Below are 14,995 nucleotides of genomic sequence, written 5' to 3'. Positions count from 1 at the left end.
CATGGCGGTCAGCGTCATGTTCACGACACAAGTGCAAGCGCACGGAGGGTTAGCGCTGGCGGAAGATATGTGTGTATTGACGGTAGGCCCCTACCGGATGCACTTTACCGGCTATCAGCCATTATCGCAAGAAGAAGAATTTTGTGAAGACATACCGGAAGTAGGGAAAACGGTCATAGCGTTGGATTACATACAAGAAGAGCTGCGTCCGTTACTAACGGAAGTGCGGATAATCCGGGATACGGGATCAGAAGCGAATCTCGACGAGATCACGGTCTTTCATTTACCGCCGAAGGTATATCCGACAGCATCCATAACGATTGATCATACCTTCCCGGAAAAAGGCAAGTTTGTAGGATTGGTAACGGTATCGGGCGGGCCGCAAGAGTATGTATCGCGGTTTCCGTTTTCAGTGGGAGAAGGACGGCCGACACCGAAAATAGCCATCATTGCGCCGATCGTGCTGGTGGTTGCCGGTGTAGCTTTCTTGATGATGCGCAAACGTAAATCCGACGGCGCCGCTGCGTAAATAACTTAGACGCCAGCAATGGAAACACAGTAAGCAGTAAAAAGTCGGAAACTGTGTTTCCATAGCATTCATCAGTGGCTATTGCGCCGCTGATAAAACCAGTAAAGCGTGATACCGATTGCACAGCTGAGAACTAACGCAATAATGATGTCTCGTAAATATTCCTTGATCAGCGTTTCATTCTCACCAATGAAATAGCCTAATAAGGAAAGAATGATCACCCAAATACCTGCTCCCAGACTGGTATAGAAACAAAAGACCGGCAAGTTCATTCTGGCCAAGCCAGCCGGAATTGAAATGTATTGACGAATCATGGGTATCAAGCGTCCCGTGAATGTCGATATATGTCCGTGCCGAGCAAAAAAGCTCTCCATTTTTAATAAGTGATGCTCCTTGAACATTACGTATTTGCCATACTCAAGGAGCAAAGGCCGTCCCAACCGGATTGCTAGATAATAATTAATCAAGGCGCCAAACAAACTACCTAAGATTCCGCAGCCAATCACGGCGAGCATGTTCATTTCACCTTTCGAGGCTAAGTAGCCAGCCGGTATCATAATCACTTCACTGGGAAAAGGAATAAAACTGGATTCAATCAACATCAGGATAAAAATTCCTAAGTATCCTAAGCTGCTGATTGTGCCGACAATCCATGTGATGATATCGGTAATCAAGTCTGTCGAGTCTCCTGAGCGTTATTGATCGAACTCCGAATTGCTAACTTGTTTTGAAAAAAACAGAAGTAGTTATTAAACCACTGCACCATCGTTTTCAAGCGGTTTCTTTTCCGGTTTCAGCAAGTCCTCGCGTTTTACACCAAGTAACACCAGTATGGAACTGCCCACCATTATTGAAGAATAAATGCCAAATAAAATGCCAATTGTCAGAGCAAGCGCGAAATAATAGAGAACTTCACCCCCAAACAATAACATTGCGATGACCACCATTTGTGTGCTGCCATGCGTAATGATCGTACGTGACATCGTTAGTGTAATCGCATTATCAATGACTTGTACGAGGTTTGATTTACGCTGTTTTCTGAAATTTTCACGGATACGATCGAAAATAACAACAGATTCATTCACGGAATACCCCAGAATTGCCAAGACAGCCGCCAATACCGTAAGGGAGAACTCCCACTGAAAAAATGCAAAGAAGCCCACAATAATCACGACATCATGTAAGTTAGCGATAATTCCCGCTACACCGAATTTCCATTCGAATCGCATAGCCAGATAGGCAACAATTCCCAATGAAACGAACAAAAGCGCAAGTGCGCCATTTTCGAGTAATTCCTGGCCGACTTGCGGGCCGACAAACTCAACACGCCGCATTTCAACGGTGCTATCCGCTTGTTTAAGCGCAGCCAGAACCGTTTCCGACAACTGCGCACTTGATAGTTCGGCCCGAATCGGCAGGCGTATCAGGACATCGCGGGAAGTACCGAAATTTTGCACACTGGCATCCGGCATTTCAAGCTCCGCAAGCACACTTCTGATTCTTGGGAGATCGGCGGTTTGGGTATAGCCAACTTCAAGAACAGTGCCACCGGTAAAATCGACGCCGAGATTCAGCCCCTTCGTGGAAATAAAAAAAACAGAAAGAATAAATGTTGTGATTGAAATGACAGCCCCTGTTTTCCTCCAACTCATGAAAGGGATATCGCGATTAAACCTAAATAATTCCATTGTGATTTCCTTAAATTCCGATTAACTACGACTTGGTTTGTTGCCTTCCGCAGATTTTCGCTTGCTTTTAGTTTTAGCTGCGGGTTTTTCACCGGATTGAACTACAGCATCGCCGACTTGATTTGATTCACTGGAGGTTACAGGAGCCTGGCCAGCATCTGGCTTTTCTGAAACATCGGCTGAATCTGCAGCTTTTGCCTTATCATTGCTATTTACATCCGGAGCAATGGTCTTCTGGTTCGCTTGATTGTCAGGTATCCAGATTTTTCCAATTGGAACATAATCCAGTTTGCGTTTGCCACCGTACATCAAATTGACCATGCCGCGAGATACAAAAATTGCTGTAAATACAGAGGTCAGAATGCCTAAGCAGAGCACCACCGCGAATCCTTTGACAGGACCGGAACCGAATGCAAACAAAGCGATCCCCGCGATCAGCGTGGTGATGTTGGAGTCAAGAATCGTACCGAAAGCGCGCTCATAACCGGCATGAATGGCAAGTTGCGGCGATAATCCTCCGCGTAATTCATCGCGGATCCGTTCATTGATCAGCACATTCGCATCGATCGCCATGCCGACCGTCAATGCCAGCGCAGCCATGCCCGGAAGTGTTAATGTGGCCTGCATAATGGATAATAAGCCGACCAGCAGCAATAAATTTAAACCGAGCGCAAGTACCGAAATCACGCCGAAAGCCGTGTAGTAAACGGCAATGAAGATCGCTACAGCCAAGAAACCGTAAAGCGTAGAGTTGAATCCCCGCGCGATATTATCCGCTCCCAGGCTTGGACCAACCGTGCGCTCTTCGATAATATCCATCGGTGCTGCAAGCGCGCCGGCACGTAACAGTAATGCGACATCCCGGGCTTCCATGCTGGTCATGCGGCCGCTGATTTGCACGCGTCCGCCGCCGATTTCCTCGCGGATGACCGGTGCCGTGACAACTTCGGCATGATTCTTTTCAATCAAAAGGATCGCCATTCTTCTGCCGACATTATCGCGCGTCAACTGTTTGAAAATACGCGAGCCATTGTTGTCCAGGCTGATATGTACGGCGGGTTGATTATCTTTATCAAACCCAGGTTGTGCATCCGTAATGCGTTCACCCGTCAGCAATACTTGTTTTTTTACGAGTATCGGAATACCGCCGCGTTCCTCGTAGAGCTCGGTGCCGAAAGGCACTCTTCCGCGGATCGCTGAATCCAGATCTTGCTCATCGTCGACCATGCGAACTTCCAGCGTGGCTGTTCGTCCGAGAATCTCCTTGGCTTTAGCGGTATCTTGCACACCTGGTAATTGAACAATGACCCGATCTGAGCCGGCTTTCTGGATAATCGGCTCCGCAACGCCCAATTCGTTTACCCGGTTACGTAATGTCGTGATATTTTGTATCACGGTTGCATCTTGCATGCGAAGTTGTGCATCCGGTTTGATCGCTGCCACTAAATGATAACGGTTACCGGCATCTTCATAGCTAAACCCGAGATCGGTAAAACTGTTTTTGAGTTCGGCTTCGGCTTGGCTGCGCGTTTCAGCATCACGAAACTTGATAATCAGCTTTTTAGCCTGTTTTTCCAATCCGGCGTAGGTAATTTTCTTTTCGCGCAGCGTGCCGCGGATATCCGCGCTGTAGCGATCAAGCGACTTGTCCAGCGCGCCTTCCATATCCACTGCCAGCATGAAATGGACACCGCCGCGAAGATCGAGTCCCAAGTACATGGGGAGCGCGCCCAGGCTTGTCAGCCACTGTGGAGAATTCGGCAATAAATTCAGAGCGATAATGTAATCATTGCCAAGTGCTGTTTCGAGTAAGTCTTTAGCTTTGATTTGCGTATCGGTATCTACAAAGCGTACTTTGACGCTGCCTTCTTCCAGATAAACGCCAGTTGTTTCGAGATTGGCTTGTTTGATCGCGTCTTCTACGCGTTGCATCAACGCCGTATCGGTACTAACGCTAACCCGTAACGGTGAAATTTGAACGGCTGGCGATTCGCCATAAAAATTCGGCAGCGTATAAAGCAGGCCTAGCAGGAGTGAAACCGCAATAATCAGATATTGCCATAGTGCGTAGCGGTTCATGGGTATCAGTCAAAAAATTGAAAAGTAAATTGGTTATGAAGACGGAAACTTAACGATCTTGCAGTTTCTCTCAGATCCGCGTTATTTTTTTTCAGCATCGGAATCTTTGCTTTCCTCGGTATCCGCAGCTGACTCGGTTTTACTGGTATCCGCTTTTGCAGCTTTGGTTTTGGATGATTTGCCCTTAGGCTCAATGCTTCTAAGCGTGCCTTTGGGTAATAGGGTTTGTACCGAAGATTTTAAAACGGTAATTTCGATAGCCGGCGCGATTTCGATAATCACATAGGATTCGCTGACATTGAGAATTTGCCCCAGAATTCCGCCATTGGTAATCACTTCATCGCCTCTTTGCAGCGCTTCCACCATTTGCTTATGTTCTTTCGCCCGTTTTGCTTGGGGACGGATCAACAAGAAGTAAAACAGAACCAATATACCGACCATCGGTAATAATGCCACCCAGCCGGCTTCATTCTGTGTTGTCGAAGCAGCTTGCGCAAATGCGTCACTAATCAGCATCATAATCTCCTTATACCAAAAGCCCACATTTTAGCATGATGACCGCTTATGCCAGGAATTCTTGTGCATATTCTTCAAATTGTTTGTTTTCGATTGCCGCTCGTATCTCCGCCATCAACTGCTGATAATAGAATAAATTGTGAATGGTATTTAAGTGCGCGCCGAGCATTTCGTTAATGCGCTGCAAATGATGCAAATAAGACCGGCTGAAATGCCGGCAGGTATAACAACCGCATTGGTCATCGGGTGGTGATGTATCCAACCGGTATTGGCTATTGCGTAATTTGAGAATGCCTTGGCGCGTGTAGAGCCAGCCATTGCGGGCATTTCGCGTCGGCAACACGCAATCGAACATATCAATTCCTTGCGCCACCGCATGCACGATATCTTGCGGTGTGCCAACGCCCATTAAATACCGTGGCTTTTCGACAGGCAGCAGCGGCGCAGTATGCTTCAGGATGCGCTGCATATCGGTCTTGGGTTCTCCGACCGATAATCCGCCGATGGCATAGCCGTCAAATCCGATATCCACCAAACCGGCGAGCGAGCGATCGCGAAGCTGTTCGTGCATGCCGCCTTGCACAATACCGAATAGCGCGTTGGAATTACCGCTGTGCGCTTGCTTCGAACGCTCAGCCCAGCGCAGACTGAGTTCCATGGATAAGCGCGTGGTTGTCTCATCTGCCGGGTAAGGCGTGCATTCATCGAAGATCATCACAATGTCGGAATTGAGCGTGCGCTGAATCCGCATGGATTCCTCCGGGGACAAAAAGCAACGATCGCCATTCACCGGTGATTGAAAATGCACGCCTTGCTCGGTGATTTTGCGCAGATCGCCCAGGCTGAATACCTGAAAGCCGCCGGAATCGGTCAGAATCGGTCCCTGCCATCCCATGAAACCGTGCAAGCCTTGATGCGCTTCGATAACTTCAAGTCCCGGGCGCAGCCACAAATGAAACGTGTTGCCCAGAATGATCTGCGCGTGGATGGTTTGCAGCGCGGCTGGCGACATGCCTTTAACTGCGCCATAGGTGCCAACCGGCATGAAAACCGGTGTTTCCACAGTGCCGTGGGCGAGTGTCAGCGTACCGCGGCGCGCGCCATGATCGGTGGTGTGCAATTGGAAAATCATAGTTCTCTCTCGATGAGCATCGCGTCTCCATAACTGAAAAACCGATACTGTTCTTTTATTGCGTGTTGATAAGCATCTCGAATATTGTCGATACCGGCAAAAGCGGATACCAGCATCAACAACGTAGAGCGCGGCAAGTGAAAATTGGTGAGCAACCGTTCCACGACTTGAAAGCGATAACCCGGCGTAATAAAAATCCGTGTTTCACCGTGCCCAGCGGCCAAATGCCCCTGATGCGCCGATGCGCAAGCTTCGAGCGCGCGCAGCGACGTGGTGCCGACCGCCAGAACCCGGCCGCCGGCAAACTGAGCTTTTTGAATCGCATCCACCGTGGCTTGCGGAATATGATAAGACTCGCTGTGCATGCTGTGATCGGCGATGTGCGCGACCCGCACCGGCTGAAACGTGCCCGCGCCGACATGCAAAGTCACATAAGCAATCGTGACGCCCAGCGACCGCAAATGATCCATCATGTTTTGATCAAAGTGTAACCCGGCAGTCGGTGCCGCGACAGCTCCGGCGTTCCGGGCGTAAACGGTTTGGTAGCGTGCCTCATCGGAATCGGTTGCGGGCCGGTTGATATACGGAGGCAGCGGTAACTGGCCGTAGCATTGCAGTAATTCCGCCACCGGCAGCGCATGTTCAAACCGCAAAGTATAGAATTCCTCCTCGCGCGCAATCACGGTGACCGGAATCGCGTCCGCTAGCCACAACCGGGAATCCGGCTTGGGAGCATGACTGGCGCGAATTACTGCCAGCACATGACGATCATCCAAAATCCGCTCCACCAGCACTTCCACTTTTCCGCCGCTTTCTTTTTTTCCAAACAGGCGTGCTTTAATGACTTTGGTATCGTTAAATACCATCACATCACCAGCACGCAAGTAATTGGATAAGCTCGAAAATAAAGTATCTTGCCAGCAATGCTGGCGGCTATCCAGATACAGCAACCGGCTGCTGTTACGCTGTCCGGCGGGGAATTGTGCGATCAACTCCGCAGGCAGGTAAAAATCGAAATCCTCAGTTTTCATACTGCCTATTATACCGGCTGCGCCGGGTTTTCCACCGGTGCGGCTTGCTGTAGTTCGGGATTTCAGTGATAATTGCGCCTTCTGTTGATTCAATCAGACAGTTCAACCGCAGGCCGAGATGGCGGAATTGGTAGACGCACGGGACTCAAAATCCCGCGATGGTGACATCATGGGGGTTCGATTCCCCCTCTCGGCACCAACAGCAGTTTCAGAAATATTCAGTAGTAGTTCTTACACACCGCACAAATATAATGAGTGAACCGGGCACGGCTAGTGACTGGAAATTTGTCTTGCTTGACGATGCCGCTAACGATTCCGGATAAAAATCGCATGCCGGCAAAAGTTCCCTTTATGAACTCAGTTATCGCATTATTTCACATAAGATTTTCTTCATTATCCACAAAAACTGTGGATAACTTTGTGAATAAACTGTTTTTTTAATCGATAACCTGCCTAAATTGTAAGGGTTTTTCCTAGATTGATTAAATATTTAACATATAAATTATGTGTTAATAGTCAAATAGTTATTTATTTTATTTCGATCCGGTTATATATTTTGAAAGGGACATGTGTCATTTTCTTGAATTGTGGATGATTCAAAAAGTCAAGGAAAAATCGAAACGGTTACCGGACGAAAAGAGATGAAAAAATGGGAACAAACAAAAACCCGCACCAAGGCGGGTTTTTCAGAATTCAGATTCAAATCAGGTTGCGTTTCTTGCGTCGCTGAGCCATAAAACCCAGCAAACCTAAACCGGCCAGCAGCATGGCGTAGGTTTGAGGTTCTGGAACGGGAAACGGTGAAAGTAAAAAGACTTGAAAGTTGCCATCTAGCTTTCCAGTTCCAACGATTTGGCCGTGGTCATTGATGGCAGTCACTCTTAAATTAGTCCATCCTGCGTTAAGGACAGCCGGAAGCAGCGACAAATCAAGCATTTCACCATCACTGTATAAGAAAGCGTGATAGCTGCCATCGGCGATGGTTGAAGTTCCGATGATTTGGCCGGATTCGTTGATGTCGGATGCTCTTGACCAAGTACCACCTAAAGTTCCTAAATCAGTAATGCCAACCCCGTTAGGGCCGGTAACGAAGGCATGATATTCAGTATTGCCGGGTAGGTAAGAACTGCCCACTACCTGGCCGGAATTGTTGATTCCTTCAACAAGGGAGCCGACTCCACCTAAATCTTCAATAATGTTAATTCCAACTCCGTTTGGACCAGTGATGAAACTGTATTCATCATTTGTAAAAATATCAACATCATATACAGAGCCTATTACTTGACCACTATCATTGATTGCCATTGTGCCGAGATGTCTTGGGACATCCAATTTAACCATTCCAGATCCGTTAGGTCCTGTTATAAAAATCTCTGCATTATGTGCTGCATAGGTCCCTTCACCATCGTATCCAATTATTTGTCCCGATTCATTAATATCAGCTGCCATATTCATTTCCACATACACATCAGCATAACTATGAATAAAACCTTTTAATGCACCTAAATCAGTCATTCCAACGCCATTGGGACCCGTAATGAATGAGTGTGTCAGGAAATTGTTAAGGTTTGAATACCCTGTAACTTGGCCCGAATCATTAATGCCAGTGGCAACACTATACTGGCCGCCCAACGTTCCAAGCGCAGTCATTCCAATCCCATTGGGGCCGGTAATGAAAGCCTGTCTTTCGCCATAGGTGCCACCAGAAAAAAAAGAATAACCGACTACTTGTCCAGAATTGTTGATATCTTCAGGATAACTGGTTCCTCCTCCCAAAGTCCCTAGTCCATGTATTGACCATTCAGCACTTGCATTTGCTGATATCAGAATCGTTGTTACTAAAGTAAAACCAGTGAGATATTGTTTAAATTTTGAAGAATTTTGATTCATTCTTTTCTCCCATGATAAGGATTCAGTTTGTGCGGCTGCTTCGATTTGTTTGAGGAATTATTAAACTGATTAGTCTTGCAGTTCATACAGATTAACAGGATACATACTAAATATAGGTAAAGTAACCCACCGTCTATAAGAATCTTCCTGTTCTATAGTCGTGTTTTTCCTATATTTTCTGAATTTTCAATTAATAAAATCCTGTAACAAGTGGATTTCTACCGGAAAAACATCAAACATTGATTGAAGATAAGGCATCTTTAATGCAGCCGTGTTTGGATAGAGCGAGTTCTTTTATTGATTTCTAGGTATGAGGTACATTTCCGTTCATAAGCTAGAAATGCAAAAACAGAACACGCATAAATTCGTGGTCAGCAAGAAAATGTGATAACTCAGTTATCACATTATTTCACATAAGATTTTTTTCATTATCCACAAAATCTGTGGATAACATTGTGAATAAGCTTTTTATTTGATCGATAACTCAGCGAAATTGTAAGGGTTTTTCTTAGGTTGATTAATTATTTAACATCATAATTATGTGCTAAATATCAGTTTCTTAAGAAATATTTCCAGTTTTTGCTTGAGAGCTCAAAAAGGACATTTATCATGCTCTGACATTGTGGATTATTTTATTTGTCAAGCGGAATTTCTTGGAACTGCCAGGAGTGATGATGCGGCGCAAGCGGATTGCGGTGGAGCGATGCCGGGCAAGGAGGCAGTCAAGGAATGGCAGCTTCGAGCTGCCATTGAGACTGCTGTTTGACGAAAAATGCCGGTTAAGTTTGTGCCGGCATTTAAGACAATTAATCGTCGTGTCTGCGGCCTTTGCCGGGCTTATAAGAATCAAATTCGAAATTCATCGAACTGCCGCGTTGCTTCAGGATAACGGAAATCAGATTAGCGCCGTATTGGAGACAAGGGATCAGTAACCGGTCATCTTCAACCGTGGCGTAGCATGCGCTGAGATCAACGGTGCTGACGATCGGGCAGCTCGTGACATCGACCAATTTAACATCGGTTACCAAGCTGGCATCATTATAAGTCGTCACAACCGCAGTACCGTTTTTGATCAGGATATCGGTTGCGATGGTATTGATGCCCAATTCGAGCAGATTTTGGCCGGCATTGGCTAAACAGGCGTTTAGCTGGCCATTGTTGAGATTCCTGACGACTATTTGAGAACCATCGACGCTGTTATCGATGATAAAAATGCTATTGCCATCGACAGCAACCGATTCTGCCAGTAGTGTTTGCGCGCCTGATAGACCTAACGACGCGGCTAATGCGATTGATAAAAAATGTTTTTTCATAAAATAAATTCCTTGCGTTGATATGAATCGGTTTATGAACCATCATGCAAACTCCGGTTGCTTTGATGGCTGGGATTTTGACAGGAGATTTTAAAGGTTCTTGAGAAACCGGTGTGAGTTAATTTTTCCGGTGGATGCAGCATAGAACGCCCTATCAATCATATGCTGCGTCAATATTTTTTGTGATCGCCTTGTTTTGTTTGCAGCTCTGAATTTTAGAGATGTCCTTAAGATCATCGTGAGACAAAGTCCGCTAAGTGGCCGAGCAATTCCTCTTCCTTGTAAGGCTTGCCGAGGAAGACGTTAACTCCTAAGTCTTTAGCGATTTTTTGATGCTTTTCCGCAGTGCGCGACGAAATGATGATGACCGGAATGGCGGCTGTTCGAGGATTATTCCGGGTATTCTTGATGAGTTCAAAGCCGTTCATTTTAGGCATTTCCAGATCGATCAGCATGACATCCGGGATGCTTTCTTTCAGGATGCTGACAGCTTCCGTGCCATTCTTGGCGATCAAGACATCGCAGCCTTCGCGTTCCAGCAAACGGCAGGTTACTTTCCGGACTGTCAGGGAGTCGTCTACAACCAGCACCGTGGGTGTTTTGACCGGATTCTTATGCGCAACGGCTGAGAATTCCGGAATCGGCGTGCTGAAAACTTGCTGCACATCGTTTCGTTGCATCAGCTTCACCGGGTTCAGCACCAGAATGACTTCACCGTCCGCGGTAATGGTGGCGCCTTCGACGCCGGGCGCTTGCGCAAGCTGATCGCCGATGCTCTTGGCGACAATTTCGCAATCGCCGGCCAGTTCATCGACTTGGATCGCCAGGTGTTGCGTGCCGCTATGCAGAAACAATACCGGGCCGGATTGACTGACGGCAGGACTGGCGCTGGGTTCGCCCAGCAGATGCGCCAGGTGCGCGAACTGGTATTTCTTGCCATTGAATTCGATCGAATGACTCTGATAGAGTCTGTTCAAAGTTTCCGGATCGAATTCGCGATAATGCTCGACGATGAAGGCCGGAATGGCATAGTTTTGTTTACCGCTTCTGACCATAAAGGTTTGCGTGACTGACAACGACAGCGGTAAGTGGATGGTGAAAGTTGTGCCTTGACCGGGAGAGGAATTGACGCTGATCCGTCCGCCGAGCAGCGAAATCTCATTTTTGACAACGTCCAGACCGATGCCGCGGCCGGCAATATCGCTGATCGTATCGGTGGTTGAAAGTCCCTGTTTAAAAATCAGCGAGATGATTTTGTCTTCATCGAGGGCTTCATCGGGTTGAATTAACCCAAGCCGTTGCGCTTCGGCGCGGATACGCGGTAAATCAAGGCCGCGGCCATCGTCGCTGACGGTGATGACGACTTCGTTGCTTTCCTGATGCAGTTGAATCGACACCTGTCCGGCTTCCGGTTTTCCGGCTTGTATCCGCTCCGCCGGCGCTTCGATACCGTGCGCGATGGCGTTGCGCAGCATGTGTTCCAGCGGCGGGTTGATTTTCTCCAGGATATTGCGGTCAATCTCCACATCCAGGCCTTGGATATCCAATTGCGCTTTCTTATCCATGTCGTCCGCGACTTGCCGGGCGATCCGATAGTACCGTTCGGCGTAATTACTGAACGGGATCGTGCGGATCTGCAACAGCGATTGCTGTAACTGACGATTGACCGCCGCTTGTTGCGCGACCGCTTCTTCGGCGATGGTATGGTTGGTCCGCAAGCTTTTTTGCGCGGTAATAATGTCGTCGACGCTTTCAGCCATCATTCGCGTCAATTCCTGGAAACGGGTGAAACGATCGAATTCGAGCGGATCAAACGAAGATGGTTCGCTGTCCTGCTGTTGCGCAAGATGCGTTTGCATCTGTGTTTCCGCCTGAATCTCGACTTCGCGCAATTGATCGTGCAACCGGTGGGTGCTCTCAGCCAGATCTTGCAGTGATTGTTTGAAGTTGTTCAATTGCGCTTCGATTTTTGAGCGCAAAATGCTGGCTTCGCCGGAGTCATTAACCAGCCGGTCAATGAGTCCGGAATTGATGCGCACGATGGTTTTGGCATGCAACGCCTCGGTTTTCCCGGCAGGCGGTTGCACGGGTCCGGAAATCACTACCGGCGCCGGTTGCTGAGCGGCGGTCATGGCATTCGTGCCGCGGCTCTGGAGTTGTTCGATCAGATCGCAGATCGCGTCAAATTCGTTTTCTAACTGATCTAACGCGGCATCCGCAATATCGCGTTCGCGGAAAGCCGATTCGACATGGCTTTCCATGGCGTGGAGCAATTCACCAAGATGCAGAGCGCCAGCCATGCGGGCGCTGCCTTTCAGGGTATGCAACAATCGCAGCATGGCCCGGTGGATATCCTCGTCTTGCGGTAACATGCGCCAAGCGCGCAGCTTGCCGCCGATTTGAGGAATCAGCTCATGCGTTTCTTCAAGGAATGTTTGAATCAATTCCGGATTGAGCGAATCGACAGCCAGCGGCGGTGTTTCGACAGCGGCTGGAACCGGCGATGCCGATGCTTGCGACGTTTCCGGATGAGCCTCAATTGCATCGCTAACGTAAGTTTGAGCGGCTGCGGCGCGGGAATCCGGCGTTCGGGTTTCCGTCTGCGATGGCTGCGGTGTTGTCAACTCAGTTAACAGTGCTTGCGCTTCGAGCAATAACGCGCCGGCATCAACCTCGGCGGCACTCTGCTGGCGCAGGTTACGGCACCAGCCGGAATAGGCCTGATGCGCATCGCCGATGAAATCAATGAATCGCTGAGGAGCCGGTTTTTTTGCATGCAGCCAGTCATTCAATACCTGTTCCACTTTCCAGGCGGCGTCGCTCATTGCTTCGAGCTGGACCATGCGGCCACTGCCTTTGAGCGTATGAAATCCGCGCCGCAAATTGCGCAATGCATCGGCATCGGTTGCGTTGACACGGCACTGTTGCAGCGCATCGGCGATTTCAGCCAGCACTTCCTCCGCTTCTTCGAGGAAAATTTCGAGTAACTCCGGATCACGCCGCGTTTCTGGCGGCTGAACCGTTGCCGGTTGCGTTTCCGCGGTATTGACGGGGGCGTCTGCCATGGTTTTCGCGGGTGGCATTGAACCGGTCAGCACCGGTTTGATGCGGAATAATGCCAGCGCTTCCTCGATGATTTGACCGCTGTCGGGTTGACCGCTTTTGCTCGCTTCGATAAAAAAGCTGAGACTGCTTAAACCATCGACCAGCAAAATTTGCTCGGCTTCGATGATTTGATATTGCGGGCTAAGCAACTTATTGACCAAACTCTGGCAGTGGTTCAATAAGGTATTGGCGCGTTCCAGATTGAGCATGATCAGCGCGCCGGATATTTGCTTGAAGAATTCAGGCAGCAAGGACAATTCCGAGCGCTTGGACGGTTCGAAAAAGAATTTATCCAGAATGCTTTCGATTTGATTCAGATTCGCCAGAATTTCTTGCGCGACCTGGGTTTGAATATCGGTTTCCTGAGTTTTGCTGGCGATCGTATTGAATGTCGGCGCCGCAGGTAACTCGTGGATGCCGATATCGCCGGCGGTGATTCCGATCAGACGTGACGTCAGCACGTCTACCTGACGCGGCAAGTCGGGCGACAATTTGTCGAAATCGTCGATGATGCTCTCGATCAGCAGCAGCGCGGTGGCCATTTCCATCGCCAATTCTTCGTTCATATCCTGCGGTTGCGCGTGCAGATAAGCGACAGTATTGCCGATGGCGTCGATCAATTTGACCAATGGCGCGCAGTTTGTTTGCTTGGCTTGGTGCCCCAGCCAGTCGATATATTCCAGCAGCGGCGGTAAGCTGCTTTCTTGTCCGGCGCAGAATTCACGCCAGATATCGTTGGTTTGCATCAGCGTGCTGCGCAGCCTTTCGAGAATCGGATTTAAAGTTTCCGTTTCTTCAAAAGTCCGCGCGCTATCGCCATTTTGGCCGGGCCAGGTATAGCATTGCTTGATGTCGCTGGCACGCTGTCCGGCCGATTCGCTTTGGGAGATGAAATACAACAATTCACGCAACAACACGGGAGTATCGCTAATCGTGTCTGCCGCCAAATGGCGGATCGTCTGTTCGATTTTGCCGCACAAGCGGCGCACCGGTAAATCGATCCGGCTGGCTTCGAGCGGCATCAAGCTTTCCAGAAAACCGCCGGCAACCCACCAAAATGAACGCTGCTCGGCTGTTCCCGGAAATTCTTCGATGGCACCAACGGCGGCAATCATTTGCTGCAAACCGTTTTGATTGGAGGGGCCGCGCAGCCATTTCAGCAAACCTGCCTGAAAATCAGCCGCCAATTTTTTAGCCAGAACCCTGGCGGCCGTAGCGTCTAACTGCGCTGCTTCGGGCTTTAAAGCCGGATTTCCAGTTAGTCTTGGAAAAAATAAATCGCTTCCGGGCGCATTTTGATAACCGTAAACCTGCATTAATTCACGGTAGACCGGAAACAGCCGCAAGGCATTTTCTTCGGCGCCGTCGATCAGCTCGTTCAGATAGAATAACAATGCCTTGGTGGCTTGTTTCAACGCATCGAAAATTGCCGGACTGGGTTCGATTTTCTTGAAAATAAGCGCATCGACCAGTTGTTCCATTTTCTCGGTGACGACGGCGGTGCTTGTTAAATTCAGCATTTCCAGTAACCCGTCCAACTGATGGATATAGTTGCGGCAATCCTTGATGAATTTATCGTTCTCGGGATGTTTGCTATACACGTCCAGATTCTGATCCATCAAAGCGAAGACTTGATAGATCCCATCCTTGATGCCGATGATTGAAGCAATATTCAGTTTCGGTTGAGCACTCATTATTCAGTACCGTCAATT

11 protein-coding genes and 1 tRNA gene are annotated in these 14,995 nt (G+C 48.5%); 3 read left to right on the top strand and 9 right to left on the bottom strand.

What is annotated here, in order from left to right:
- Position 1: 1 nt before the first annotated feature.
- Positions 2-529 (top strand): hypothetical protein, encoded by a 528-nt coding sequence (locus RBH92_RS12995; RefSeq protein ID WP_374049961.1) that lies wholly within the window; start codon positions 2-4, stop codon positions 527-529.
- Positions 530-600: 71 nt separating this feature from the next.
- Here RBH92_RS12995 and RBH92_RS12990 read toward each other — a convergent pair whose 3' ends face one another.
- The 6 genes from RBH92_RS12990 to queA form a co-directional block, all read right to left on the bottom strand.
- Entirely contained in the window at positions 601-1,203 is a 603-nt protein-coding gene (locus RBH92_RS12990; protein WP_307932428.1) for a DedA family protein, read from the bottom strand.
- 75 nt (positions 1,204-1,278) lie between these two features.
- Positions 1,279-2,217 (bottom strand): protein translocase subunit SecF, encoded by a 939-nt coding sequence (secF, locus tag RBH92_RS12985; protein WP_307932427.1) that lies wholly within the window; start codon positions 2,215-2,217, stop codon positions 1,279-1,281.
- Positions 2,218-2,238: 21 nt separating this feature from the next.
- On the bottom strand, positions 2,239-4,296 hold the full coding sequence (gene secD / locus RBH92_RS12980) for a protein translocase subunit SecD (RefSeq protein WP_307932426.1): 2,058 nt from the start codon (positions 4,294-4,296) through the stop codon (positions 2,239-2,241).
- Between the two features lie 81 nt (positions 4,297-4,377).
- A complete protein-coding gene (gene yajC / locus RBH92_RS12975) occupies positions 4,378-4,815 on the bottom strand; it encodes a preprotein translocase subunit YajC (RefSeq protein ID WP_307932425.1) in 438 nt (145 codons plus the stop codon).
- A 43-nt stretch (positions 4,816-4,858) separates the two neighbouring features.
- Positions 4,859-5,944, bottom strand: a complete 1,086-nt coding sequence (gene tgt / locus RBH92_RS12970) for a tRNA guanosine(34) transglycosylase Tgt (RefSeq protein ID WP_307932424.1) — start codon at positions 5,942-5,944, stop codon at positions 4,859-4,861.
- On the bottom strand, positions 5,941-6,975 hold the full coding sequence (gene queA, locus RBH92_RS12965) for a tRNA preQ1(34) S-adenosylmethionine ribosyltransferase-isomerase QueA (RefSeq protein ID WP_307932423.1): 1,035 nt from the start codon (positions 6,973-6,975) through the stop codon (positions 5,941-5,943). Before queA ends, tgt begins: the two co-directional genes overlap by 4 nt.
- A gap of 112 nt (positions 6,976-7,087) precedes the next feature.
- Between queA and RBH92_RS12960 the strand changes: the two genes are divergently transcribed.
- Positions 7,088-7,174, top strand: a tRNA-Leu gene (locus RBH92_RS12960).
- 500 nt (positions 7,175-7,674) lie between these two features.
- Here RBH92_RS12960 and RBH92_RS12955 read toward each other — a convergent pair.
- Positions 7,675-8,865, bottom strand: a complete 1,191-nt coding sequence (locus tag RBH92_RS12955) for a PEP-CTERM sorting domain-containing protein (RefSeq protein ID WP_307932422.1) — start codon at positions 8,863-8,865, stop codon at positions 7,675-7,677.
- 622 nt (positions 8,866-9,487) lie between these two features.
- Here RBH92_RS12955 and RBH92_RS12950 point away from each other — a divergent pair.
- Positions 9,488-9,631, top strand: coding sequence for a hypothetical protein (locus RBH92_RS12950; RefSeq protein ID WP_307932421.1), 144 nt, complete (start codon positions 9,488-9,490; stop codon positions 9,629-9,631).
- Positions 9,632-9,671: 40 nt separating this feature from the next.
- On the opposite strand, the gene RBH92_RS12945 is transcribed toward RBH92_RS12950, so the two are convergent.
- Positions 9,672-10,178 (bottom strand): hypothetical protein, encoded by a 507-nt coding sequence (locus tag RBH92_RS12945; RefSeq protein ID WP_307932420.1) that lies wholly within the window; start codon positions 10,176-10,178, stop codon positions 9,672-9,674.
- A 233-nt stretch (positions 10,179-10,411) separates the two neighbouring features.
- Complete coding sequence (locus tag RBH92_RS12940) at positions 10,412-14,977, bottom strand: Hpt domain-containing protein (RefSeq protein WP_307932419.1); 4,566 nt, start codon at positions 14,975-14,977, stop codon at positions 10,412-10,414.
- Positions 14,978-14,995 lie beyond the last annotated feature (18 nt).

The sequence above is a fragment of the Nitrosomonas sp. sh817 genome, assembly GCF_030908545.1.
Lineage (GTDB): Bacteria > Pseudomonadota > Gammaproteobacteria > Burkholderiales > Nitrosomonadaceae > Nitrosomonas.
This window is presented reverse-complemented; position numbering and strand designations above follow the sequence as displayed.